The organism is Pseudomonas sp. CLCA07 (genome assembly GCF_053615335.1).
Map to the genome: position 1 here is coordinate 864,071 of NZ_CM132131.1, position 23,648 is coordinate 887,718.

21 protein-coding genes, 1 tRNA gene and 1 pseudogene are annotated in these 23,648 nt (G+C 57.7%); 11 read left to right on the forward strand and 12 right to left on the reverse strand.

Annotated elements, in window-relative coordinates:
* Window positions 1-14: 14 nt before the first annotated feature.
* Window positions 15-90 (forward strand) — tRNA-Asn (locus ACWGZX_RS04040).
* A gap of 200 nt (window positions 91-290) precedes the next feature.
* Here the strand turns inward: ACWGZX_RS04040 and ACWGZX_RS04045 are convergent.
* The 4 genes from ACWGZX_RS04045 to ACWGZX_RS04060 all read right to left on the reverse strand — a co-directional run bounded on the left by ACWGZX_RS04045 (window position 291) and on the right by ACWGZX_RS04060 (window position 5,909).
* Entirely contained in the window at window positions 291-3,377 is a 3,087-nt protein-coding gene (locus ACWGZX_RS04045; RefSeq protein WP_452627379.1) for an efflux RND transporter permease subunit, read from the reverse strand.
* Window positions 3,374-4,495: an efflux RND transporter periplasmic adaptor subunit gene (locus ACWGZX_RS04050; RefSeq protein WP_452627380.1), complete on the reverse strand. Its 1,122-nt coding sequence runs from the start codon at window positions 4,493-4,495 to the stop codon at window positions 3,374-3,376. The genes ACWGZX_RS04045 and ACWGZX_RS04050 overlap by 4 nt, the downstream gene beginning before the upstream one ends.
* A gap of 175 nt (window positions 4,496-4,670) precedes the next feature.
* Window positions 4,671-5,291: a TetR/AcrR family transcriptional regulator gene (locus ACWGZX_RS04055; RefSeq protein ID WP_223521041.1), complete on the reverse strand. Its 621-nt coding sequence runs from the start codon at window positions 5,289-5,291 to the stop codon at window positions 4,671-4,673.
* A 240-nt stretch (window positions 5,292-5,531) separates the two neighbouring features.
* Entirely contained in the window at window positions 5,532-5,909 is a 378-nt protein-coding gene (locus ACWGZX_RS04060; RefSeq protein ID WP_452627381.1) for a winged helix-turn-helix transcriptional regulator, read from the reverse strand.
* 101 nt (window positions 5,910-6,010) lie between these two features.
* Here ACWGZX_RS04060 and ACWGZX_RS04065 point away from each other — a divergent pair, with 101 nt between their 5' ends.
* Entirely contained in the window at window positions 6,011-6,760 is a 750-nt protein-coding gene (locus tag ACWGZX_RS04065; protein ID WP_452627382.1) for an NADPH-dependent F420 reductase, read from the forward strand.
* Window positions 6,761-7,117: 357 nt separating this feature from the next.
* On the opposite strand, the gene sorB is transcribed toward ACWGZX_RS04065, so the two are convergent.
* The 3 genes from sorB to ACWGZX_RS04080 form a co-directional block, all read right to left on the reverse strand.
* Window positions 7,118-7,765: a SorB family sulfite dehydrogenase c-type cytochrome subunit gene (gene sorB / locus ACWGZX_RS04070; RefSeq protein ID WP_452627383.1), complete on the reverse strand. Its 648-nt coding sequence runs from the start codon at window positions 7,763-7,765 to the stop codon at window positions 7,118-7,120.
* 9 nt (window positions 7,766-7,774) lie between these two features.
* Window positions 7,775-9,034 (reverse strand): SorA family sulfite dehydrogenase catalytic subunit, encoded by a 1,260-nt coding sequence (gene sorA, locus ACWGZX_RS04075; RefSeq protein WP_452627384.1) that lies wholly within the window; start codon window positions 9,032-9,034, stop codon window positions 7,775-7,777.
* Window positions 9,035-9,296: 262 nt separating this feature from the next.
* Complete coding sequence (locus ACWGZX_RS04080; protein ID WP_223521050.1) at window positions 9,297-10,814, reverse strand: nucleobase:cation symporter-2 family protein; 1,518 nt, start codon at window positions 10,812-10,814, stop codon at window positions 9,297-9,299.
* A gap of 255 nt (window positions 10,815-11,069) precedes the next feature.
* On the opposite strand from ACWGZX_RS04080, the gene ACWGZX_RS04085 reads away from it, so the two are divergent.
* Window positions 11,070-11,351 (forward strand): BrnT family toxin, encoded by a 282-nt coding sequence (locus ACWGZX_RS04085; protein ID WP_452627385.1) that lies wholly within the window; start codon window positions 11,070-11,072, stop codon window positions 11,349-11,351.
* A 3-nt stretch (window positions 11,352-11,354) separates the two neighbouring features.
* On the forward strand, window positions 11,355-11,687 hold the full coding sequence (locus ACWGZX_RS04090) for a BrnA antitoxin family protein (protein ID WP_223521053.1): 333 nt from the start codon (window positions 11,355-11,357) through the stop codon (window positions 11,685-11,687).
* A gap of 34 nt (window positions 11,688-11,721) precedes the next feature.
* Here ACWGZX_RS04090 and ACWGZX_RS04095 read toward each other — a convergent pair whose 3' ends face one another.
* The 3 genes and pseudogenes from ACWGZX_RS04095 to ACWGZX_RS04105 all read right to left on the reverse strand — a co-directional run bounded on the left by ACWGZX_RS04095 (window position 11,722) and on the right by ACWGZX_RS04105 (window position 14,734).
* The gene (locus ACWGZX_RS04095) at window positions 11,722-12,549 is read right to left on the reverse strand and encodes an arylamine N-acetyltransferase family protein (RefSeq protein ID WP_452627386.1); all 828 of its coding nucleotides are present in this window, start codon (window positions 12,547-12,549) and stop codon (window positions 11,722-11,724) included.
* A gap of 111 nt (window positions 12,550-12,660) precedes the next feature.
* A pseudogene (locus ACWGZX_RS04100) lies at window positions 12,661-13,194 on the reverse strand (exodeoxyribonuclease III); the annotation flags it as partial.
* Between the two features lie 133 nt (window positions 13,195-13,327).
* Entirely contained in the window at window positions 13,328-14,734 is a 1,407-nt protein-coding gene (locus ACWGZX_RS04105; RefSeq protein WP_452627387.1) for a DUF1254 domain-containing protein, read from the reverse strand.
* 240 nt (window positions 14,735-14,974) lie between these two features.
* Between ACWGZX_RS04105 and ACWGZX_RS04110 the strand changes: the two genes are divergently transcribed.
* Together ACWGZX_RS04110 and ACWGZX_RS04115 are read left to right on the forward strand one after the other, a co-directional pair.
* Window positions 14,975-15,448 carry a hypothetical protein gene (locus tag ACWGZX_RS04110; RefSeq protein WP_452627388.1) on the forward strand — a complete coding sequence of 158 codons (474 nt, stop codon included), beginning with the start codon at window positions 14,975-14,977 and terminating at the stop codon, window positions 15,446-15,448.
* Window positions 15,449-15,499: 51 nt separating this feature from the next.
* On the forward strand, window positions 15,500-16,474 hold the full coding sequence (locus ACWGZX_RS04115; RefSeq protein WP_452627389.1) for an alpha/beta hydrolase: 975 nt from the start codon (window positions 15,500-15,502) through the stop codon (window positions 16,472-16,474).
* On the opposite strand, the gene ACWGZX_RS04120 is transcribed toward ACWGZX_RS04115, so the two are convergent.
* Complete coding sequence (locus ACWGZX_RS04120; protein ID WP_452627390.1) at window positions 16,475-18,205, reverse strand: L,D-transpeptidase family protein; 1,731 nt, start codon at window positions 18,203-18,205, stop codon at window positions 16,475-16,477. It lies immediately after the preceding gene.
* Between the two features lie 81 nt (window positions 18,206-18,286).
* Between ACWGZX_RS04120 and ACWGZX_RS04125 the strand changes: the two genes are divergently transcribed.
* The 5 genes from ACWGZX_RS04125 (at window position 18,287) to copD (ending at window position 23,055) form a co-directional block, all read left to right on the forward strand.
* Window positions 18,287-18,991, forward strand: coding sequence for a murein L,D-transpeptidase catalytic domain family protein (locus tag ACWGZX_RS04125; protein ID WP_223521148.1), 705 nt, complete (start codon window positions 18,287-18,289; stop codon window positions 18,989-18,991).
* A gap of 106 nt (window positions 18,992-19,097) precedes the next feature.
* On the forward strand, window positions 19,098-20,804 hold the full coding sequence (locus ACWGZX_RS04130; RefSeq protein WP_452627391.1) for a copper resistance system multicopper oxidase: 1,707 nt from the start codon (window positions 19,098-19,100) through the stop codon (window positions 20,802-20,804).
* An 11-nt stretch (window positions 20,805-20,815) separates the two neighbouring features.
* Window positions 20,816-21,703, forward strand: coding sequence for a copper resistance protein B (locus ACWGZX_RS04135; RefSeq protein WP_452627392.1), 888 nt, complete (start codon window positions 20,816-20,818; stop codon window positions 21,701-21,703).
* Window positions 21,704-21,741: 38 nt separating this feature from the next.
* The gene (gene copC, locus ACWGZX_RS04140; protein ID WP_452627393.1) at window positions 21,742-22,113 is read left to right on the forward strand and encodes a copper homeostasis periplasmic binding protein CopC; all 372 of its coding nucleotides are present in this window, start codon (window positions 21,742-21,744) and stop codon (window positions 22,111-22,113) included.
* Between the two features lie 3 nt (window positions 22,114-22,116).
* Window positions 22,117-23,055: a copper homeostasis membrane protein CopD gene (gene copD / locus ACWGZX_RS04145; RefSeq protein WP_452627394.1), complete on the forward strand. Its 939-nt coding sequence runs from the start codon at window positions 22,117-22,119 to the stop codon at window positions 23,053-23,055.
* A 221-nt stretch (window positions 23,056-23,276) separates the two neighbouring features.
* Here the strand turns inward: copD and ACWGZX_RS04150 are convergent, their stop codons facing one another.
* Complete coding sequence (locus ACWGZX_RS04150; RefSeq protein WP_452627395.1) at window positions 23,277-23,495, reverse strand: hypothetical protein; 219 nt, start codon at window positions 23,493-23,495, stop codon at window positions 23,277-23,279.
* Between the last annotated feature and the right edge of the window lie 153 nt (window positions 23,496-23,648).

Here is a 23,648-nt window from a genome sequence, read left to right on the forward strand (position 1 = left end):
AACATAGGCGCCATTCCGCGATAGCTCAGTTGGTAGAGCAAGTGACTGTTAATCACTGGGTCCCTGGTTCGAGTCCAGGTCGTGGAGCCATACAAGGTTCCAGAGAAGGCTTCCAAAATCTCTGAAACTCCGAAAAAACCCGCCTTCTGGCGGGTTTTTTCGTTTTGGCGTTCCGCTGGATCTGAGTTCGGGATAAAGGTCAGTTCGATAAAAGGGAGTACCCTTCATGTCGCGCACTACTGCTTCAATCTCCGACGCGGCTTGCCGTTCGGCCAAGCCGCACGTAGATATCAAGCCACATGAGTGCTCGCTGCAAGCTCATGCGCGGACTCAGGCTTGATCTTGAACCAGAGAGAGTACATCGCTGGCAGGAACACCAGGGTCAGCACTGTGCCGGCAAACGTACCGCCAATCAGGGTGTACGCCAGCGTTCCCCAGAACACCGAATGAGTCAGCGGAATGAACGCCAGCATTGCCGCCAGCGCCGTGAGAATCACGGGCCTCGCGCGCTGCACAGTGGCTTCGACCACGGCGTTGTAAGGCGACAGGCCGGCTTGCTTATTGGAGTGAATCTGGCCGATGAGGATCAGCGTGTTGCGCATCAGAATCCCAGACAAGGCAATCAGTCCCACCAAGGCGTTGATCCCGAACGGTTGCTGGAACAGCAGCAGAATTGGCACCACACCAATCAGGCCCAAAGGCGCGGTGGCGAACACCATCATCATTGCCGACATCGAGCGCACCTGAATGATGATGGTCAGCAACATTAGCGCGATCATGATCGGGAACAACGGCAGCAATGCCTTGTTCGCTTTACCCGACTCCTCGATCGCGCCGGCAAACTCAATGCGGTAGCCCGCCGGCAGTTTTTCGATGATGGGCTGCAACTGCGTTATCAAGGCATTAGAGACATCGGGTGGCTGAAGACCTTCAGCCACGTCACCGCGCACGGTTATCGTCGGCGTACGATCACGACGTCGCAGAATGGGCTCCTCCATGCGCACATCCACCGCCCCCACCTGGGACAGCGACACGCGCTGCCCTTGGGCGCCGGTCAGCGTGAAGGCGGCAATTTTCGACGGATCCAGACGCGTCTCTCCCGCCGAGCGAGCGACCACCTGAACCGAACGAATGTCCTCGCGCACCTCGGTGACAGGCACTCCCGTGAGCAGGAATTGCAACTGTTGCGCGACATCGGTCGAGGTCAAGCCGAAAGCTTGCAAGCGATCCTGATCCAGCGTGAGATGAAGCGCTGGTGTGCGCTCGCCCAAGTCGGTGTTGACTGTCCTCATCATGGGGCTGGCGGTCATGACCTCGCGCACCTGCGCGGCGATATCTCGTAACATCGCGGGGTCGGCGCCCATCACCCGGAAGGCCACCGGATACGGTGAATAAGGACCAAATACCAACTGCGTCACCCGCACCCGAGCTTCAGGCGCCAAGCCATCGGCCGCGGCTTGTCTGAGGCGGAGCTTGAGCGCCTCACGCTCTTGCTGATTCGCGGTCAGGACGACGATTTTTGCGAAGGATGGATCGGGTAGCTCAGGTGCCATCGCCAAATAGAAGCGCGGCGCGCCCTGGCCAATGTAAGCGGTGACGATCCTGGCCTCCGGCTGCTGAGCCAACCACGCCTCGACCTTGGCCGCCGCCACATCAGTCTGTTCGATAGAGGTGCCGTAAGGCATCTGCACCTCAACCAGCACCTCAGGTCGGTCGGACGTTGGAAAGAACTGCTTGTTGACCACGCCCATGCCCAGAATCGCAACAACAAACAAGCCCACGACAGATGCAGCCACCAGACCTTTGCGGCGGATCACACCGCCTAGCACGCGCCTGAAACGCTGGTAGTTCGGTGTACCGTAAATCGCCGCATGCCCGCCTTCAGGCACCTTGATCTGCGGCAGCAGTTTGACGCCCAGGTAAGGGGTAAACACCACGGCCACCACCCAGGAAGTGATCAGCGCAATGCCAACGATCCAGAACATATTCGCGGTGTACTCACCAGCGGTCGATTTGGCAAAACCGTTGGGCATAAAGCCGATCGCCGTCACCAACGTCCCCGACAACATCGGCGCGGCCGTGTGGCTCCAGGCATAAGCGGAGGCCTTGATTCGGTCGTAGCCCTCCTCCATCTTCACCACCATCATTTCAATGGCAATGATTGCATCGTCCACCAGCAGCCCCAGCGCCAGAATCAACGAGCCCAGGGTAATTCGATCGAAGTCTTTGCCCGTGGCCGCCATGACAATGAACACGGCCGCCAGGGTCAGCGGCACCGCCGCGGCAACCACAACGCCGACACGCCAGCCCATGCTGAGAAAACACACCAGCAGCACCACGCCCAGGGCAGCAAAAAACTTCATCATGAACTCGCTGACGGATGCGCCGATGTTCACCGCCTGATCCGTGACCTTGGTCAGGCTCATGCCCAAGGGCATCTGCTCATTGATCGCTATCGCCTCAGCCTCCAGCAATTTCCCCAGATCCAGACCGTTCCAGCCATCGCGCATTACCACGCCGAGCAACAATGCCGGCTCGCCATTGTTGCGTACCAGGAACGTCGCAGGGTCCTCATAACCGCGCTTGACCTCAGCCACATCGGACAACTTGAGGGTTCTACCCTGCACCGTCAGTGGGGTATTACGAATCTTCTGCAGGTCATCAAACGCACCATCCAGGCGGATAAAAACCTGTGGGCCCTTCGCTTCAACTGAGCCGGCCGGAGTCATCATGTTCTGCGTGTTTAACGCACTGAAGATGTCTCGTGCGGAAATACCTAGTGTCGCCAGACGCTCATACGACAGCTCGACAAAAATGCGCTCGGCCTGTTCACCAATGATGTTGACCTTCTTCACACCCGCCACATGCAACAGACGCTGGCGCAAGCTCTCGGCTTCGCGCACCAACAGGCGTTGCGGCTCGCCCTTGGCCTTGAGCGCATAGAGCGCGAAGGTGACATCGGAATACTCATCATTGACCATCGGGCCGATCACCCCAGACGGCAACCCCTTCTGCTCATCCAGAATTTTTTTGCGCGCCTGGTAAAACTCCTCCTGGACGGCTGAGGGCGGCGTGCTATCGAGCAGATAAACCGTGGTGAATGCCAAGCCGGGCCGGGTAAAGGTCTCGGTCCGATCGTACCAACGCAGTTCCTGCATGCGTTTTTCCAGCTTTTCTACCACCTGGTCTTGCATCTCCTGGGCCGTCGCCCCAGGCCAGGCAGTGACCACCGTCATTTGTTTAATGGTGAATGCGGGGTCTTCTGCACGCCCCAGTTTGAAGAAGGCGTACAACCCACCCACAGAAATCAGCAGGATCAAAAACAGGGTGATTGAGCGCTCGCGTACGGCCAGCGCCGAAAGATTGAAGCCGCTCATCGACTTACCTCAACCACTGAGTTTTGCGGAGCATCGGCGAGTTCAGTCCTGACCTTCTTTCCCTCACTCAGCAAGTGAGCACCCAATGCGACAACACGTTCACCCACCTGCAGATCACCCGTCACGCGCACGCTGGCCTCATTATTCAGGCTGCGAACTTTAATCGGGCGCCATGCCACCTGCTCCGGTTCCCCGCCCACCACCCAGACCCCCGGGCCTTTACCGGCGTCGTAGAGGGCCCCCACGGGCACCTGTAATTCCTTGGCATCAGCAACATCCGTGTCAGCGATAACCACTGAGATCGTCGAACCCAGGGTGGCGTTGGAGAGCGCCCCCTCCAGCACATAACGCGCTTCAAACGTTCGGGTCTGTCGGTCGGCAGAGTCGGACAACTGGCGTAAACGCGCGCTACCTGCAGCCTGGTGCTGGCCGTATAACTCAACCGTCGCCGCCGAGCCCAGCGCAGGACGTAACGTCTCGGGCAACTGGATCACCGCCTCGCGCTGCCCTGAGTGGGCAACACGCACCACCACCTGACCTGCGCCAATCACCTGCCCCGGCTCAGCCAAGGTGTCCACCACAACCCCATCAGCATCAGCCAATAACGTCGAATAACCGGTCGCGTTTCTCGCCACATCAGCCTGGGCTTGGGCAGCGTTGAGTTGGGCTTTCGCCGAGTCGGCGGCCGCTTTGAACCCTGAGTAAGCTGAAGCAGATACCGCTCCGACGGACACCAGATCACGGTAGCGACGCTCGTCATCGGAGGCCTGCCGAGCTCGGGCCATGGCGGCCAGTACCGCTTCCTGCTGTGCCCGCGCGGTCAGCGTCAGGTCGTTGGCATCGATTCGCATAAGGGGCTGCCCGCGCTTGACACTCTGTCCAGCATCCACCAAACGCTCCAAGACCTTCCCAGGTACCCGAAAACCGAGATCGCTCTGAACTCGAGCCGCGACGATACCGGTGAATACCCGTGCCGCAGGCGCGGAGGGCTGAACCACGCCGATGCGCACCAAGGGCACTTGAAGGCGAGGATCTGCAGGCGTGGCCTCGTTGCAGGCCGTCAGGGCAAACGGCAACAAACCAATGAAAATGAATAACAGGTGGGGGCGCTGGATCATAGAGACCTCTCAGTAGCGGATGCCTCATGCTTATTCAAGTGACCATTTCTGTCAATAGTCACAACTTAAGTGAATGAACGCCGCCCTGTTGATCAGAGCAACGCAGAAAGGTTAGAGATCCGGTTTTAAAGGCGCGCACGTTGATACGGATGGCAGCCCATCCGTCAGCTGCGGCTTAAGGCATTAGGCTGCGCAGAACAAGATTGGAGATGAGCGAAGGGGCTTCTTCAACAAAATCGAGGTTGTACTGCAATAGCAGAGGATTGATGTAGGGCCGCAGAGCAAGATGAATCGCTTCTACTGTCTCGTCCAACGGTGTCTTGCGTTCAAACTCGCCGAGTTCTCGCCCCTCACGCACGATTTGCAACACGAAGTTCTTGATCTGAGCGTCATAGACTTGCGAGCTCGGCCAGCGCTCCGACGCGGAGAACGCCGCGATGTCATAGAGTTTACGGTCGTTAAAGAACAGGCTCACACCGGTAGCGATCAGGGTTTTGACCAATCGCCGAAAACGCTCAGTCGGCGAGATGCCTTCTGCATTGATGGCCTGCTCCACAGCTGCAACGATTTCCGTCAGGCAATTGGTACAGATAGCGTTACCAATCGCCTGCTTGGATTCAAAGAACTTGTAGATGTAAGCCTTGGAAAAACCGATGGCCTTGGCCAGGTCAGAAACCGTGGTTTTGCCGTAACCGTACTGACTGAAATGCTCGTTGGCCGCCGCGACAATCTGGTCTCGAATGTCGTGATCGGCTGGGCCGCGGGCGCTGGGAGAAGAAACGGATGGCTGGTTCATGCGAGCAGCTTACGCATCCCAAAGCGGGTTGACAACTTATGACCAAATTGCAATATCGTCACAAACCGTCCATTCCGAAGGATGTTTGGCCGTCTGCGCCGAGGTAAAGAAGCCGCCTTCGCCGGCTATCGGGCCTCGCAAGCCGGAGCAATTGCCAAACGTCTAGCAGTGGTCGCGTAACCGGCCGTTTTTTTAGGTTTATCGGCGAGTGCCTCCTCTCAGCCCGAAGATTCTACGTCGCTAAGTGGTCTCGACGCGCTTTGCATCGTGCTGGTGACGGAGTTCGGCCCAGTCGATAAGCCCTGTCATGGTAGGGGCAAGTGCATGACCAAGCTCTGTCAGGGCGTACTCCACCCGCGGAGGCACTTCTGGGTAAACCGTTCGGTGGACGATGTCGTCTTGTTGGAGCCCCTTCAACTGCTGGATAAGCATCTTCTGCGTGACATCGGGAATGAGCTTCTCCAGTTCAGAGAATCGAAGCGGCCGGCCTTTGGCGGCCATCAGCTCATTGATGATGACGATCTTCCACTTCCCCTCCAGCACGCGAAGCGTAGCGTTGATGGCGGCAGACCAGGCCTGACGCCGTAATGGGTTCTCACATTCCCACTCACGATCCATCGATACTTACCTTTTGGTGTGTTACAGACAAAAACGTCGGTTCTTGCGAATTTTGCAGCAGCGACAATATCGTATCCGGACTTTGAATCCTTGGAGGGACTATGAAAATCGCTATCGTTGGAATCGGATCTATCGGCGGGAACCTTGCCCGTCGACTCGCCGCTGCAGGCCATGAGGTCCGCGTGGCCAACTCCCGCGGAAAGGCTGCTGTGAGCAGTTTTGCTAAAGAGGCAGGCGTCATCCCCACCGACCTCAAAGATGCCATCGACGGCGCTGATGCAGTGATGCTTGCCATCCCACTACCCGCAATCGCAACGCTTCCAGAAGACCTGCTGGCCGCATTGCCATCCTCGGTTCCGGTGGTCGACACCAGCAACTACTATCCAGGCCTGAGAGACGCGCAGATCCCCGCATTGGAATCTGGTCAAACGGAGAGTGTCTGGGTCAGCGAGCAGCTCGGCCGACCGGTCATCAAGGCCTTCAACAATCTTCTGGCTTACTCGCTGGAAAATCTTGGTAAGCCGAAAGGGTCGGAAGGTCGTCTGGGAGTCGCCGTCGCTGGCGACGATGCCCGTCAGAAAACTCTCGTGATGAAGCTAGTCGATGAAGTTGGCTTCGAGCCAGTCGACAGCGGAAGCCTCGAGGATTCGTGGCGCCAACAACCATGCACTCCAGCGTACTGCTGCGATTACACCGCTGATCAAATGCGTCCGGCGCTGGCCGCCGCAGTCAAGGGAGCCGCAGCGCAGAAACGAGAGGAGCTTAATACGCGTTTACCTGAGCTCTTCGCCAAGAATCCTTCCCACGTCGACGTGGTGGTATTTAACCGGAACTTCAACGCGGCCAACTGAATTCCTCGTCACCGATCCATTCGTAAGCCATGGTGGATGGATTGCGGCACGCCAATGGTTTCTTATACAACGGTCCTGACAGTCCTTGCGGTGCGAGTGCACCCGGCCAAGCTCATCGACCCTGTCGCCTCCCCTATGAGGGTCCGCTTCGGGTCGAGGCTGTGTAAAAACGCTTTTGGGTGCTTGCAGTAACAGATATCAGCCTGAAAGCGGTGCTTTTGCGTGAATTATGTGTTTGTTCAGCCACCTTGCAAGAGCAGAGGATAAGCGCGGACCTTAAAAACGTGCATGCGTTTTTACGCAGCCGATACAGCCGTCAGAGAGCAGGTTCCCGGCTCAGATGAGCCGGGACTGAACTTACTGCTGCAATATAAACGTAGTCAGGGTTTTCAGATCGTCCGGGCTTAACTGCGCGAAAGGCGGCATCGGGATTTCCCCCCATTTGCCGGTACCACCGTGCTGAATGCTGGACGTTACCTTGGCCAGCGCCTGCGGGTCATTGGCGTACTTGGCAGCCACATCGTGATAGGCCGGGCCTACGACCTTATGATCGATTGCGTGGCAGGACAGACAGGCGTTGTTCTGGAGCAAAGCCATGGCATCGGGTTTTGCGACAGGCGCCGTCGGGGGCTGGCTTGCCGACGGGTTCGAGGCCGCCTGCACATCGGCATCGCTCGCACGGGCACTGCCGTAGGTCACTGCAAGGTAGGCGCCGATCATGCTCACATCCTGATCGCTGATCGGAGCTCCATACACCTTCTGCATCTTGCCCGCTTCTGCCGTCCATTGCGCCAGGCTCATGCCAGGAGGCTGGAAGTTGATGTAATCGGCTGAGTGGCAGGTGGCACATTTCTGTTGGGCTAACTGATAACCAGGCAAAGCATTGGGCTTGAGAACAGCCGTTTCCGGCGGCAACGTGATCGACAGTGGCGCTGCACTAGCCAGCGTAGCCAAACAAACCTGAGCCGCGCACAGCAAAGTGGTCATGCGTTTCATGAGTTTCATGCAGGCCCCTCAGGCGACAGTCACGTGGCTGGTTTCTACGACATTGCGGCGGTAGCCGCCAGGGTTCCAGTCGGCTCGCAGCGGTTGCGTCTCGCCCGCACTGTTACTGGCTCGCACCATCAATTGTGTGGCGCCCTTGCTGTTAAAGGTGATCGGCAGCGTCCACTCACGGAAGGAGAAACGGCCAAGGTCCTGCCCAAGCTTGGCTTCGCGCCAGTTACTTCCGCCGTCGATCGAGATTTCCACCTTGTTGACGCCAACACCGCCGTCGAACGCAATGCCCTTGAGCACCACGTTTTTTTTCAGCGGCAACACATCGCCATGTTTAACGCTGGTGATGAAGCTGCGTATCGCCAATTTGGAAATCGGTTTGGTTTGTGCCGCAGTGGTGCCGGGGGCGATGCATAAACAATCGTTGTCCGGAAGGCGGTAACCTTTCGCCATGAAGAAACCATCGAAGGTATGGTCGACGACTTCGATTTCACTCAGGTGCTTGACCCAGTACGTGCCGAAATAGCCTGGCACCACCAGACGTATCGGGTAGCCATTGAGGAACGGCAGATCGGTTCCGTTCATTGACCAGGCGATCATGGGCTCACCGTCCATGGCATGGCTGATGTCCAGGGCCTTGATGAACTCCGGTGTGCTCGGCAGCACTGGCTTATCTAACCCACGGAAGGTCACTTGCCTGGCTTCGGCTTTCACACCGGCCTTTTCCAATACCGCCTTGAGTGGTACTCCCACCCAGCGGGCATTACCCATTGAACCATTACCCAACTGAGCGCCAAACACACGCGGCATCGAGAAGCCACGACTGTTACCCGAACACTGATTGACGGCCACCACTTCTACCGGTTCGGCGAGAGACTTGAGTTCTGCCAGGGAAAGCGACAGCGGCGTGTTGACCGAGCCCTTGATCGTCAAACGGTAAGTATCCGGATCGATGCTGGTAGGGAAATTGGCCAAGTGGTAACGCACGAAAAAGGCGTCATTCGGCGTGATCGGCCCTTCGTTGAAGACAGGGAACGGCGTCTCAAGGTGCGGCGGGCGCGTGGTCACCAGGGTCAACGGGCGTTTTTGCGGGTATTGCACCAGCGGCCGTGGACCAGCAGCAAAGGTTACTTCTTCGGCGGTTTGGTCGGCCGCCTTGGTTTCGTCGGCTGCCTTGGCGAGGCTTGCCAATGGAGAGGCCGCCACTGCCAGGGTGAAGGCATCGCGCAGAACGCGCCGGCGGCTCGGCTTGCTGTTATCTATAAAACTGAACTTCATTTTGCGCTCTCTATAATTGTTTTACTGAGATGCAACTGACAGCTCTCCCCCGCCAGGCTGGATGTGTAAACGGGGTTTCGCAGGGAAACCAGTATCGCCACGAGCACGTCGACTGCTTTTCATTTGACGTCAGTGACTTCACATTTGATGACAGTGGCAGCCGAAGCCCGCTTGGTCAACTCCGTCGCCAGAGCGCAATTCGGACAATAAAAAAGGCGTCCCCAAAGGACGCCTTTTTCATATTGCCAAGCCTTGAATGTTGTCAGACATGCTCACTACTTTTCGCATGCGCCGCATGCGGTTCTCCATGTCCGTGGTCCATCTCCACCACCGGAATTTCTTTCCCGTCGCAGTCATGCAGCTTGCCTTCGCTGAAGTAATCCCCTTCACGCAACGCTGCCAGATCCTGATAACGCAGCACGCGCTCAGTACCGGCCGCGAACACCGACTGCTGATCCGAGTTACCGGCCGTGAGGTGGTTGAAGGTCAGGTTGAGCACGATGGCCATGATCGCCGACGAACTGATGCCCGAGTGGAAGATGGTCGCGAACCAGCTTGGGAAGTGGTCGTAGAAGTTCGGTGCAGCGATAGGGATCATGCCGAAACCGATGGAGGTGGCGACGATGATCAAGTTGACATTGTTGCGGTAGTCAACTTTGGACAGCGTACGAATACCACTGGCCGCCACGGTGCCGAACAGCACGATACCGGCGCCGCCGAGGACAGACGTCGGCACCGCCGCGATGACCCGGCCCATGAAGGGCAGCAAGCCGAGAATCACCAAAAACACACCACCCGTGGCGACCACGAAGCGACTCTTGATCCCGGTCACCGCCACCAGCCCGACGTTCTGGGCGAAGGCGCTTTGGGTGAACGAGCCGAAGATCGGCGCAAACATGCTCGACAGCATGTCGGCGCGCAGACCGTTGCCCAGGCGTTTGGAGTCGACTTTGGTGCCGATGATTTCACCGACGGCGAGGATGTCCGCCGAGGTTTCCACCAGCGTCACCATGACCACGATGCACATCGACAGGATGGCGGCGAAGTGGAAGGTCGGCATGCCGAAATGGAACGGCGTCGGGAAGCCGAACATCGGGCCTTCGGTAACAGACGAGAAGTCCGCCATGCCAAGGAACACCGCGATGACCGTGCCGATGACCATCGCCAACAGAATCGACAATCGGGAGATGCTCGCGCTACCGACCTTGCTCAGCAGCAGAACCAACACCAACGTCACTGCCGCCAGGCCAATGTTCGCCATGCTGCCGAAGTCTGGTGCGTGGCTATTGCCGCCCATGGCCCAGCGTGCAGCCACCGGCATCAGCGTCAGGCCGATGGTGGTGATCACAATGCCCGTGACCAGCGGCGGGAAGAACTTGGTGATGCGCGAGAACACCGGCGTGATCAACAAGCCAATCAACGATGCGGCAATCACCGCCCCGAGAATCGACTGAAACCCGCCCTCCCCGCCACTGCTGACAATCGCCACCATGGTCGCGACGCCAGAGAACGATACGCCCTGTACCAGCGGCAACTGACAACCGAAAAACGGTAAACCAAGGGTCTGGAGTAACGTCGCCAGCCCTCCTGCAAACAATGAAGCAGCAATCAACAAACCGATGTCCGCCGGCGAGAGCCCGGCCGCCTGACCGATGATCAATGGCACCGCGACGATGCCGCCGTACATGGTCAGAACATGTTGCAGGCCGTAAGCCATATTCGCGCCGATCCCAAGGTTTTCATCCTCAGGCCGTTGGTGTGAAACATGGGGCGTTTTCATGGTTGGGGGGTTCCCTGGTTTTTGTTATGCGCACACTGTATTCAAGACCGAGGACAAATGTCTATAGAGTTGTATACAACTTATCATTCAGATTATGACCAGTTGTTCATTTCGCCCTTAGCTGTGCGGCTTTCCTCCCCTCAAAAATTTTGAAATACATCCTGACGCGGCCCTTCCACATTCCCCACTAGGCTTTGGCATTCCCAGCGACCGCCGGCACGGTCGCCTCTCGCTTATACATATAAAGTATGCATAATGAAGCCATTCGAAATTCAGTTTCACAAGGCAAAAAACGCAGCCAACAAATTAAAGCACCAAGGCATCAGCCTTTCAGAAACAGAGCCGGTTTTCTGTGACGAGCGAGCACTTACGCTTCAAGACCACCACCAGGATGAACAACGGTGGATCATCATGGGGATGGATGCCAAGGGTCGCTTGTTGGTCGTTGCGTATACCTATCGAGATCCGAATTTCGTTCGAATCATTTCCGCGCGCATCGCTACCAAAAACGAGCGCCGACGGTACATGGAGGATTGACCGATGAAAGACGAATACGACTTCAGCAATGCCAAACGTGGGGCTGTTGCCTCCAGCAAAGGCAAAACCAGAATCACCATCATGCTCGATGATGCCGTCATAGAGGCGGCTCGCTCACTTGCCGAGAGCGAGGGATTTGGCTATCAGACAGTGATCAACAACACCTTGCGTCAGGCACTGCTCAATCACAGGGAAACAACCGCCGAGCTCGACCAGCGTGCCGCTTTCGCGAATGCCGGACATTTCAAAGAAGGGATAACCGCCTCCGAGCTGAAGAACCTCGAAAAAAAATTATCCGAGGTTCTCAGTGAAATTCATCGAGTGATGGCGCCTTGAGTTATCCCCCTGCGGAGTCTCAAAAAACGCGGGCTCAGTCTGGGCGGAGCAACCGCTCAAGCACTCGCTTCAAACCCTCATGTTCCGGCACCCGGATCCCGAACTCTTCCTTCAGCAACCCGATCAGCTCATCCACATCCACCACCTGCCGCCGTTCGCTTTCGCGACCGACCCGATGTATTGCAAAACTGCCGTTGTTCAGCGTACGGCGCCAGCCCTCCCCGGTCCGCGCAACCATCAGTTGCCGGACAAACGACGACTCGGGATGGGTCGAGACGTACCAGTTGCCGACGGTGTAATCGATGTCTTCCTGGCGTTGCAGGTCGAAGATGTACATCGCCCGCCACTCGCCGCCGATGTTGGCACGCAAGGTGTAGCCGTCTTCATGCCGTTCAATGCGATACGGTTCATGGGGGGTGAGTTGTTCGGCTTCGGTATCGAGCATCAGCGGTGCAGTAGGGACCATGCCGCCGAAACCGACGTCAGTGATGTAACGCACGCCGTCCAGCGTGACCAGGCTCAAGCGGTGCGTGCGAGCGGTCCACGCGCCCTCGGGCTGGCCCATCACTACCCGGCCGGTGATGCCGTGAGCATCAAAGCCTAATGCCTGGAGCAACGCCAGGAACAGGTTGTTGAGCTCATAGCAGTAACCACCTCGACCGTCGTACAGGATTTTTTGCTCGATGGACGGCAGGTCAATCAGCACCGGTTCGCCCGACAACGTGGTGAGGTTTTCGAACGCGAATTCACCTGTGTGGCGCAGCTGCAGCTGGCGCAGGGTTTCCAGGGTCGGTGCCGGGGGCGCGTCGAAGCCCAGACGCTGTAGATACAACGCAAGGTGGGGCAGGCGTGGCTCGCTCATTGCTCAGTCCTTATGCATGGGCCGCGGATCTCTCCGCCGATGGTCGCCATGTATAAGGGATAAAGCAGTGCAACTGACAATTGATTTCGCCAATCACCGCTCTCATCAATGTCAATGTCGCTTGCGCGAGCTCACACGAATCCACGTCGGCGCATGATCACTGGCATGCGGTTCATTGCGCACCCAGGCATCGACCCCCGCCTCTTGCAGATACGAACTCAGCGCCGGGTTCAACAACAGATGATCGATCCGCAGCCCGGAATTTGTCTGCCAGTGCTGTCGGAAATAATCCCAGAACGTGTAAAGCCGATCCTGCGGGCACAGATGGCGCAGGGAGTCAGTCCAGCCCTGACCCAGCAAGCGCTGATAACACTCGCGGCTTTGCGGTTGCAGCAACGCATCCTTGAGCCAGGAACGTGTGTTGTAGATGTCCAGATCAGTGGGCACCACGTTGTAGTCACCCGCCAGCACCACCGGATGCTCGCTGCTTTGCAGATCCTTGGCATAGGCGATCAGCCGCTCGAACCACGCCAGTTTGTAATCGAACTTCGGCCCCGGCTGCGGGTTGCCATTGGGCAGGTACAGACACCCCACCAGCACGCCGTGCACCGCCGCTTCCAGATAGCGACTGTGGGTATCCGTGTCGAGGATAGTTGCCGTGGCAGACGCTGCAGGCAATTAAAGGTGTCGGGGCGGAGGTGCCGGGAGTGGAACCGGCAGCTGAATGAATAAAAACAGGCCATGAAGCAGTTCATGGCCTGTTTTCGCTACCCGATCGTCACAGTCGTTTGACCGGGGGCGGGCTCCACTTACCGGTCAACGCCTCGGATTTCGGGCCGTACAAGCGCATGGTCAAGTTGAACGCACCTTTGGGGGCGGGAAGCCAATTGGCCTCAAGGTCTTTGCCGGGGCTTTCATTCTGGAAATAAATATCCAGCGAACCGTCGGCATTGGTCTTGAACGGCATCCAGCTACTGACCGCAAAACGGTTGAGTGTATTGCCCACCTGGAACCCTTCCGGATCGTACAACGTGATCGACCAGAAAGCGTTCACCGGTGGCGCTTCACCCTTATCGAAATGCAGCACGTACTTGTTGGCCCCATCGAGTGGCTTGCCTTGGTCATCGCCCATGTTCAGCGGATAAATGGCATCCTCGGGCAAGTTCGCTCCCAAACCGACCTGCGCCACGATCGCGCGCTTAAGGTAGTAGTTGCCATAGACGCCCATGGTGTCGGTGTTCATCGACCAGCCGTTGACCACAGGAGCGAGCGAGGCAACCTTCCACTTCATCAGCGTTTGCGCTTCTTCGGGCGCGGTTTGCAGCGCGGCTTTAACGGCCGGATCCAGTGCCTCGATGTTGAACGATTTGCCCACCTCGATACCGATGCGTTGCATCTGCGCCAGAATCGGCTGGTCGGTGAGATGAGGCGGATTCATTTTGAGCAACTCGGCGGCGTAGGCAAAATAATTGGCCGCCGACATCGTATCGACCTGAATCTTCGGCGGCGTTTTCATGTCCACCGTCGGGTCGATTTTCACGGTGACCGGTTCAGCTTTTTTACCCAGCTGCGACAATGGCGTCACGGTGTAGCCCGCCTGAATCTTGTGCACCGCCGCGTAGTCGGCTTCCCCGTCAGTTTTGGTCCGACCGATGATCCAGACAAAAGTCGTCGGTGCCGGTAAATGACTCAATCCCGCCGGCACCGTTCCGGTCCAGCCCGGCGGTGTCACCAGAAACTGACTGGCCTGGGTGCCAGTCGTGCGCCAACCGGGCGACGCGAAAACGTCGCTCCACATGTCGAGCATCGGCAACAGATAAAAGCGCCCTGCCGTGTCCGGCGCGGAAATCACCAATGGCTCTTTGGTCAAGTCGAGCCAGGCGATGGAATACAGCGTATCGAAGTTCGGCCGCACCACACCTCTGAAACTCACGGGTGGGTACTCCGGCACACTCACAAACATGTTCATCGGGCCTTTACCGAACTCCTTGCCGGGTTCGATATTGGTGAACTGCTTGCGGGTGATGTCCATGGTCAACAGCGGATAAAAATACAGGTAGGCTTCAACGCCGATGGCATGCGCTTCTTCGGGCGTGACTTTCGGTTGAGCCTGGCTGGCCAGGGGAAAAACGGCCGCGGCCGCAAGCGTTAGAGCAACGGCTGTCAATGCTTGAGTAATCAACATTTAGGCGATCGTCCTTGCAATGGGGAGTGCTGCCGGGGTCGGCAGCGCTAACGGAACTCTAGACGATCGATTCAGTAAGAACTGACAGGCGGACGACCGGTTGTCGGGGTGTTAATAGCACTGAATGGTCGCTAATGCGCTTGGACACCGGAATGAATTGACCTGTGGATATGACCCAAGACAAAACCCGATAACGCTGAAGGAGCTACGATTACTCTTACATCATGATAAGGAATCGACATGAGTAAGGCAGACGAGCTCGCCACGAAGTTGAAACACACTGGGGCTACCCACGCCGATCAGGCGATCGATAGCTGGCCGAACCAGGTTTACGAACTGTATCGCCAGATCGAGCACTGGCTGCTGCCGCTGACGGAGGTCGGCCTGGTATTGCGGCACAACCCCACACACGTTTTCGAGCGCGATCCGGAGGGGGAAACGTTCAACTATGCCATTGACCAACTGGTGATCGAAGGTAATGACCATACCCTGACTTTCGACCCCGTCGCGCGTTTCACCGAAGATGGCGAGGGCCGCGTAGAGATTCATTCCAAAGGCAAAGAGCTCGCTTTGCTGCGTACCGTCGGTGAGCATGGCGAAACGCATTGGTGGTTACAGGTCATTGAACAGCCAGGACAACAACTGGATGCGGTTGCGCTGACGGAGAACAATCTGCTTTCGGTCGTGCAGGAAGGTTTGGAGCTTTGGGACTAACCTTCTATTCGACCCTCGACTGTGTTCGACCAACAGCACAGGACAACATGCATGGACAGTTTTGTTTTGGGCACACGCGCCAAGGTTTCTGGGCAGAACAGGTTTGGTAATCGCACCGGCGCCGTTTCATATTTGAAAGTGTCCAGTGGCGCCGCCGACCCCACCCCTTCAGATCAGGTAAGTACCGTCAAACAGTGGCTGGACCTGATCGTCCTACAAGCGAACCCTCCAGGCACCAAACCCGGAAAAGAACTGGATATTGTTTTTTTCGTTCATGGCTACAACACCGATTCAAAAGAAGCACTCAAGCGCCAGCGACTGGTCGAGAGCGAACTGAAAAAACGCAAATACAACTGCATGGTGATCGGCTTCGATTGGCCAAGTGCAGGCAGCGCTGAACTGTATCTGTATGACCGCTCCGAAGCGCAGGAAGCCGCCACGCTGTTAGTAACTGGCGGCATCATCCCGTTTGCCAACTACACGCTAAAAGACTGCCCCATAAACATCCATATCATGGCGCACTCCATGGGTGCCTTCGTGGTGCGTGAGGCGGTACGCGCGGTCGATAAAACTCGCAATGCGGACCTGGCCAATGACTGGCGCATCGGTCAACTGGTGTTGTTTGCGGCAGATATCTCCTCCGAGTGCTTTGAGCTCAACAACTCGGACATGATTCCGATCTTCAACCACTGCGGCCGACTGACCAACTACTTCAGTGGTTACGATGAAGCACTGGCCGTTTCAAATGTCAAAAACATAGACATCAGATCGCGCGTCGGACGCGTTGGCATGCCGATAGATACGCCAGCGCACGAAAAGGCCGTCGATGTTGATTGCGGACCGCGTTACAAGGCGGTCCCCAAAAGAAAATTCAAGATCATCGACGGCATGATTTCCCACTCCTGGTACCTGGAGGATCCGGTCTGGTACGACGATCTCGCCTATACCCTGCAAGGGCAAGTTGACCGCAACTCCATTCCGACCCGGATCTGGGTCAGTAAAAATGACTTTATCTTGAAAACCTGACTACCCGCCCGACCCCAAAGCCGCATGCAAATCCAGCACAGGCAATGGCGAAGGCCGGTTCAACGCCCGCAACACCGGCGCATCGTAGCCATACACATCTGGCTTGAACGCCACTCGCCCGCCACTCTCCAGATCCACCGTCCAGTACGCCAACAACACCGGCACTTTCACCGGAAGCGAGATGTTCTGGGTCTTGCCATTGGCCAATTGTTTTTGAATGCCGGCGCTGTTCCATTTAACCGGGTCGTTGAACAACAGTTCCACCAATTGCAGCGGGTTTTCTACGCGGATGCAGCCCGAACTGGTCGCGCGCACAGTTTTGGCAAATAACTCGCGGTGCGGAGTGTCGTGGAGGTAAATCGCATAGTCGTTGGGGAAGCGGATCACCACCTGGCCCAACGAGCTGTCAGGGCCGGCATCCTGGCGCAGGGTGAGCCCGCGCGGATTGCTCCAGTCAACGGATGACGGATCGAGCACATTGCCTTCTCGATCAAGTACTCGTATGCGGTTGTTGGCCAGGTAGTCTGGATTCGCCTGAACTTTTGGCAGCACGTCTTCCTTGAGGATCGTCGGCGGTACAGTCCAGGTCGGGTTAAACGTGATGTAGGTGATCTGCGCCTGAAAAATCGGTGTATTGCGAGCTGCTTTACCCACCTGCACCCGGGATCGCCAGATCGGTTGGCCATCGCGGTACATCGCCACCTTGTAGCCGGCGATATCGACGATAACGAAAGTGCCCTGCAGTTTATAAAGCAGCCAGCGCGCCCGCTCCATGTTCACCCGCACCTGATCGATGCGCGCCTCAACAGGCACATTCAGCGCCGCCAGCGTAGTCGCCCCCGCCACACCATCCGCGCCAAGGTATTGCTCGGTCTGATACTTCTTCACCGCAGCGGTGACAGCACCGTCGTACTTCGTGCCGCGGCCCAATCGCGGATCAAGAAAGCCTGCCGCGACCATCCTCGCGCGCAGCTGTGCGACAGCGGGTTCGTCCATGCCGGGTTTGAGCGAATGGTCGACAGCGACTTTCGGCCAGCCGCCTCTGTCCCGAACACCGCGCAGTTGCGCCAATGCCTGACGCAGACTCCCGTACACCGCTTCTTGCGGCGGTGCCTGTGCAAAAGCACTCGCCACGTCGTGATTGTCGAGTGCTGCGAAGAAGGCGTTGAAGTCGTCACGGGGATCGACGCCGTTCGAGTCAAAATTCCAGTGATTGTCGAGCCGCGAAGGGTCGACCTTGCCGCGCCGCAACTGCTGCAGCGCAGTAATAAAGGTGTGGGTGGTTGCGATATCAAAGGCTGCCCGCTGCTCAGTCGTGGCGGTCAAGGCGAGTACTGAAGGCTGTGTCCGGACAATTTCTTCAATATGGAAATCCGCCGGGTTCAAACCGTCGGCCTGCGTGTCGTTCAAGCTTTTGATCAACTGCGCGACGTCGCTGTCATTCGACCACGCCGCGCGATAGGCGCGATGGGTATAAAAATCCATGACCAGACGGCTGACATCCACCCGCCGATTGCGCTTTGAAGTGAGCAATGGCGGAAACGCGGTTTTCATCGGCGCAAGTGTTGCCTGAATCGTTTGAGCGACGTTGTCGTCCGGTGCAGCGTCCATAACGGCGCTCGGCGCAGTTGCCGGCTCAATCGGCGAAGTTTCGGCAACCGCTGCACCGCTGATCAGAAAGCCCATAAAAAGTATGCGGCTTATGACGAATAACCTTGTTAATTGCACCATAGATAATCCTTAATCTCCCGCATTCACCAGCTAGCTTCCCACGCACTGCTAGACTCGCACTTAACATAATGAGACATCTATATGGCGTTACTACGTTTCGGCCTTCCAATCGCGGCCCTGATACTGACTGCAATGTCCGTACCATCAGCTTACGCCGATTCGCTTGCCGCCGCCCTCGTCAAAGCAGCCCCCACTGCCGACGCCAAGGTCATTGACCTGGCGGTCCGCGCTTCAAAATGCAGCATCGCTCAAGGCGCAGCCCCTGTTCAAAGGCTTGCAGTCATCGACTATTCCCTGCCTTCGACTCAACAACGGTTGTGGGTGTTCGATCTAAAAAAACGCAAGTTACTGTTCCATGAACTGGTGGCCCACGGGCGCAACACCGGCGAGAACATGGCCGTTAATTTCTCCAATAAAAACGAAAGCTTTGCCACCAGCCTCGGCTTGTACCGCACGCAGTCAAGTTATGTCGGGCAAAACGGCTACTCGCTGCGCATGGAAGGCCTGGAACCGGGGTTCAACGACAACGCGTTTGACCGGGCGATCGTGATTCACGGCGCGCCCTATGTCAGCCCGATGCTGGCCCGCGTGAATGGCCGGATCGGCAGAAGCCTCGGTTGCCCGGCAGTCAGGCCGGCAATTGCGCATCGGCTGATTGATTCGATGAAAGATGGGCAGTTGTTGTTTTCTTACTATCCGGATCAGCGTTGGTTGAAGAGTTCTTCTTATATCAATTGCGGCAGTGAAACCGTCGCGTCGGCGGCCAAATCAACCATCCGCAAGTAAATACCGCGTGAACCTGTCAAAACTGTAATCCCCACCTCAGTCTTCTGAAAGGCAGCCTTCGTTAGTCTCGCCGTCAACTCCACGTTGACGGACCGGGAACAACGGCATGCATTCCAACACTTCAAGACGCACTTTCGTGAAGGGCCTGGCCGCCGGCGGGTTGCTCGGCGGCCTCGGCTTATGGCGCGCACCGGTCTGGGCGGTCACCAGCCCCGGCGAACCTCAAGTCCTGGCGGGTACCGATTTCGACCTGTTGATCGGCGAAACCCCGGTCAACATCACCGGCAACCCACGCTCCGCCATGACCATCAACGGCGGCATTCCCGGCCCGCTGCTGCGCTGGCGTGAAGGCGACACCGTCACATTGCGGGTGAGGAACAAACTCAAGGGCGACACCTCCATCCACTGGCACGGCATTTTGCTGCCGGCCAACATGGACGGCGTGCCAGGCTTGAGCTTCCACGGCATCGAACCCGGGGGAATGTACCTCTACCAATTCAAGGTTCGGCAAAACGGTACTTACTGGTACCACAGCCATTCGGGCCTTCAGGAACAGTCCGGCGTTTACGGCCCGCTGGTGATCGACGCCAAAGAGCCTGAGCCGTTCCAGTACGACCGCGACTACGTGGTGATGCTGACCGACTGGACCGACGAAGACGCCGTCAGCCTGATGAAGACGCTGAAAAAACAGTCCGACTACTACAACTACAACAAACCCACCGTGGGTGATTTCATCCACGACGCCAGCGAAAAAGGTTGGGGCCCAACGGTCGCGGATCGAAAGATGTGGGCCGAGATGAGGATGAACCCCACCGATCTCGCCGACGTCAGCGGCGCCACTTACACCTTTTTGATCAACGGCCAGGCGCCGGACATGAACTGGACCGGTGTGTTCCGGCCCGGCGAGAAGCTGCGCCTGCGCTTCATCAACGGCTCTGCCATGACGTATTTCGACGTGCGCATTCCCGGCCTGAAAATGACCGTGGTGGCGGCAGATGGATTGCACGTCAAACCGGTGAGCGTCGACGAGTTTCGGATCGCGGTGGCGGAGACGTTCGATGTGATCGTCGAGCCGACGCAAGAGGCCTACACCCTCTTCGCCCAATCGATGGATCGCACCGGGTATGCACGCGGCACGCTGAGCGCGAAGGCGGGTTTATCCGCGCCGATCCCTGCGCTGGACCCTCGCCCGCGGGTGACCATGGATGACATGGGCATGGGCGGGATGGACCACGGCAGCATGGGCGATATGGCAGGCATGGATCACAGCAGCATGGCCATGCCGGGCATGCAATCTCATCCGGACACGGAAAAAGACAATCCGCTGGTGGACATGCAGGCCATGACCACCTCGCCAAAACTCGACGATCCGGGGTTGGGCCTGCGCAACAACGGGCGCAGGGTCCTAACCTATTCCGACCTGCGCAGCACCTTCGAAGACCCCGATGGCCGAGAGCCTGGTCGCACCATCGAACTGCACCTCACCGGCCACATGGAGAAATTCGCCTGGTCGTTCAACGGCGTGAAATTCTCCGACGCCGAACCGCTGCGCCTCAAGTACGGAGAGCGAGTACGCGTGGTGCTGGTCAACGACACGATGATGACCCACCCCATTCACCTGCACGGCATGTGGAGCGACCTCGAAGACGAAAACGGCCAGTTCATGGTGCGCAAACACACGATAGACATGCCACCCGGCTCCCGGCGCAGTTACCGGGTGACCGCCGATGCGCTCGGCCGCTGGGCCTATCACTGCCATCTGCTGTACCACATGGAAATGGGCATGTTCCGTGAAGTTCGCGTGGAAGAATGAGGCGCTATCCCATGACCAGACTTACCCCGATTTCCCTGGCGCTCATGACGGTGGGCCTGACGCTCTCTTCGGCCATGGCCGCCACCCACGACATGCAGGGCATGGACCACAGCCAAATGACCGGTATGGACCACAGCCAGATGCAAAGCATGGACGACTTCCAGATGCAGCCCGCCGCGCCGACCGAAAGCCGCACACCGATCCCGGTGCTGACCGATGCCGATCGCGCCGCAGTGTTCGCCAGCCCCGGCGGGCACAAGGTGCATGACTCCGTGCTCAACTATTACTTCCTCGCCGACAAACTCGAATGGCAGGACGCTGACGACGGCAGCACCCTGGCCTGGGATCTCTCCGGCTGGATTGGCGGCGACATCGATCGCCTGTGGCTGCGCTCCGAAGGCGAACGCACCAACGGCAAGACCGAGGACGCCGAAATCCAGGCGCTGTGGGGCCACGCGATTTCCCCTTGGTGGGATGTGGTCAGCGGCGTGCGCCAGGACTTCAAACCCGGCGCCCCGCAAACCTGGGCAGCCTTCGGCGTGCAAGGTATGGCGTTGTACAACTTCGAAGCCGAGGCCACTGCGTTCATCGGCGAAGCTGGCCAAACCGCCGCCAGACTGGAAGGCGACTACGACATCCTGCTGACCAACCGGCTCATCCTGCAGCCGACCGCCGAGCTGAACGTCTACGGAAAAAACGACCCGCAACGGGGCATCGGCTCGGGCCTGTCCAACACCGAAGCCGGTCTACGCCTGCGCTATGAAATCCGCCGGGAATTCGCGCCGTACGTTGGCGTGACCTGGTATCGCACCTACGGCAAAACCGCCGACTACGCCACCAACGAAGGCGAGGACCGCAGTGAAACGCGCCTCGTCCTCGGGGTTCGGCTGTGGTTTTAAACCCTTTTACCCAAAACAACAATTTAACGAGGCCTTGCATGCACACCATCAAAATCACCGCTATCGCCGCCGGATTGCTGATGAGCACACTCGCTCAAGCGCACCCGAAACTGCTCTCCTCCGTCCCAACAGAAGGCGCGGATGGCGCGTCACCCAACACTATCGAACTGCACTTCTCGGAAAACCTCATGACCCAGTTTTCCGGTGCAAAACTGGTGATGACCGAAATGCCCGGCATGGCCCACTCGCCGATGCCGATGAAAGCCAAAGTCACCGGCGGCAGCGACCCGAAAACCATGGTCATCACTCCACTGTCGCCATTGCCCACTGGCACCTACCAAGTGGAATGGCGCGCGGTGTCTTCGGACACCCACCCGATCATCGGCAATGTCACGTTTAAAGTGAAGTGATGGATGAGCGACTCGGTCGGCATTGCGCTGCGGTTTGCGTTGTATCTGGATTTGATGCTGCTGTTCGGACTGGCGCTGTTTGGGCTTTACAGCCTTCAAGGACGGGAACGGTTGTCAGGGGCGGTGTTGTCGTTTCGGTCGATGTTGACGGGGACCGCGGTGCTGGGTGTGTTGCTGTCCGTCGTCAGCATGGTGACGATGGCGAGCGCCATGAGCGGAGAGTCGGACCTCACTGAACTGCGCCCGCACATCGAGATGATGATGCTTGAAACGAATGTCGGATTGGCCTGGATAGTACGCATCGTTGCGCTGGTGGTTTGCGGTTTAGCCATGATGCTCAACCCTCACACTCCAGGTGTAAGTTTGCTGGTCGCCTCGATCGCCGGCGGCATTACCCTCGCCTCCCTGGCCTGGAGCGGACATGGTGCGATGGATGAAGGCAGTCGGCGCATCTGGCATTTCACCAGCGACATCCTGCATTTGTTGGCGGCGGGTGCCTGGCTGGGTGCGCTGGTGGCGTTTGCGTTGATGGCGAAGATCAATGCGCTGCAAACCGAAGTGCGCATCAGGTTGCTGGCCCGTGCGGTGACACGGTTTGAAACCGCAGGTGCGTTGATCGTCGTGGTCATTACGGTGACGGGCGTTGTGAACTATCTGTTTATCGTTGGCCCGAAACTGGATGACGTTTTACTCAGCACCTATGGGATTTTGCTGTTTATCAAAGTCGCACTGTTCGCCGCAATGCTGGTGCTCGCGGCGTTGAACAGATTTCACCTCGGGCCATTTTTGGAACGGTCGCTACGAGATGGGCAGTATCAGGTCGCAGCCAATGCGTTGCGGCGCAGTGTGCTGGTGGAACTGGCGGCAGCGGTGTTGATTGTCGGGTTGGTGGCGTGGCTGGGGACGTTGAGTCCGGAAATGGCCAACGGGGTCAGCGGTTGAGACGGTACTCAAACCCCAGGACAGTATTTAGTGTTTATTATCCGTTCGGGGACGGTCCTGCGTTTTCGCTGAGCCGATGGATAGCAATGCCCGGGACTAAATAGCCGCTAGATTATCCCCCGTAGTAGCTGGCGAAGCCTGCGTCCGACTGCGCAGCAGTCGCCACCCCAAAGCGCGCGGCACATCAGGCAAAATCCAAAACGGCGGAAACACTTCCGCCGTTAATCGTCGTGCAACAAACCCGAACTGTACTCGCCGAAGCTGTTGCCGAGCGCACTGCCATGGAAATTCATCTTATTGGGGTTGTTGGTGGGCCCCGGGCCAAAGCCGGCAGACGGCAGGGTGGCTTCCGAATAATCGCTATGGGTGCTCACACCCGAACAGGCGCTTAACAGCAAAGCACCACCGATTAGTACGACTTTGACGAGATTCGAGATCATTTTTCAGTTCCCTGTGGGATTGAAGTGCGGTGATACGAGCTTGAGTCGTAATCCTAGGCTGCAATTTCGGGGGACATCGTGAAACTTTGCGGGGCGACAGCATTGGTTCAGCTAGGGCGTTTTCTGGGTGGGAAAAAGGGCGCGCCCTCAGGA

Excerpts from the sequence above, each read along its gene's own strand:
- ACWGZX_RS04150 (WP_452627395.1), bottom strand. The coding sequence starts at position 23,495 with ATGATCTCGAATCTCGTCAAAGTCGTACTAATCGGTGGTGCTTTGCTG.
- ACWGZX_RS04125 (WP_223521148.1), top strand. The coding sequence starts at position 18,287 with ATGGCGTTACTACGTTTCGGCCTTCCAATCGCGGCCCTGATACTGACT.
- ACWGZX_RS04060 (WP_452627381.1), bottom strand. The coding sequence starts at position 5,909 with ATGGATCGTGAGTGGGAATGTGAGAACCCATTACGGCGTCAGGCCTGG.
- ACWGZX_RS04055 (WP_223521041.1), bottom strand. The coding sequence starts at position 5,291 with ATGAACCAGCCATCCGTTTCTTCTCCCAGCGCCCGCGGCCCAGCCGAT.
- ACWGZX_RS04045 (WP_452627379.1), bottom strand. The coding sequence starts at position 3,377 with ATGAGCGGCTTCAATCTTTCGGCGCTGGCCGTACGCGAGCGCTCAATC.
- ACWGZX_RS04080 (WP_223521050.1), bottom strand. The coding sequence starts at position 10,814 with ATGAAAACGCCCCATGTTTCACACCAACGGCCTGAGGATGAAAACCTT.
- ACWGZX_RS04050 (WP_452627380.1), bottom strand. The coding sequence starts at position 4,495 with ATGATCCAGCGCCCCCACCTGTTATTCATTTTCATTGGTTTGTTGCCG.
- copC (WP_452627393.1), top strand. The coding sequence starts at position 21,742 with ATGCACACCATCAAAATCACCGCTATCGCCGCCGGATTGCTGATGAGC.
- ACWGZX_RS04115 (WP_452627389.1), top strand. The coding sequence starts at position 15,500 with ATGGACAGTTTTGTTTTGGGCACACGCGCCAAGGTTTCTGGGCAGAAC.
- ACWGZX_RS04135 (WP_452627392.1), top strand. The coding sequence starts at position 20,816 with ATGACCAGACTTACCCCGATTTCCCTGGCGCTCATGACGGTGGGCCTG.
- ACWGZX_RS04110 (WP_452627388.1), top strand. The coding sequence starts at position 14,975 with ATGAGTAAGGCAGACGAGCTCGCCACGAAGTTGAAACACACTGGGGCT.
- ACWGZX_RS04095 (WP_452627386.1), bottom strand. The coding sequence starts at position 12,549 with ATGAGCGAGCCACGCCTGCCCCACCTTGCGTTGTATCTACAGCGTCTG.
- sorB (WP_452627383.1), bottom strand. The coding sequence starts at position 7,765 with ATGAAACTCATGAAACGCATGACCACTTTGCTGTGCGCGGCTCAGGTT.
- ACWGZX_RS04105 (WP_452627387.1), bottom strand. The coding sequence starts at position 14,734 with ATGTTGATTACTCAAGCATTGACAGCCGTTGCTCTAACGCTTGCGGCC.
- ACWGZX_RS04090 (WP_223521053.1), top strand. The coding sequence starts at position 11,355 with ATGAAAGACGAATACGACTTCAGCAATGCCAAACGTGGGGCTGTTGCC.
- copD (WP_452627394.1), top strand. The coding sequence starts at position 22,117 with ATGAGCGACTCGGTCGGCATTGCGCTGCGGTTTGCGTTGTATCTGGAT.
- ACWGZX_RS04065 (WP_452627382.1), top strand. The coding sequence starts at position 6,011 with ATGAAAATCGCTATCGTTGGAATCGGATCTATCGGCGGGAACCTTGCC.
- ACWGZX_RS04130 (WP_452627391.1), top strand. The coding sequence starts at position 19,098 with ATGCATTCCAACACTTCAAGACGCACTTTCGTGAAGGGCCTGGCCGCC.
- sorA (WP_452627384.1), bottom strand. The coding sequence starts at position 9,034 with ATGAAGTTCAGTTTTATAGATAACAGCAAGCCGAGCCGCCGGCGCGTT.
- ACWGZX_RS04085 (WP_452627385.1), top strand. The coding sequence starts at position 11,070 with ATGAAGCCATTCGAAATTCAGTTTCACAAGGCAAAAAACGCAGCCAAC.
- ACWGZX_RS04120 (WP_452627390.1), bottom strand. The coding sequence starts at position 18,205 with ATGGTGCAATTAACAAGGTTATTCGTCATAAGCCGCATACTTTTTATG.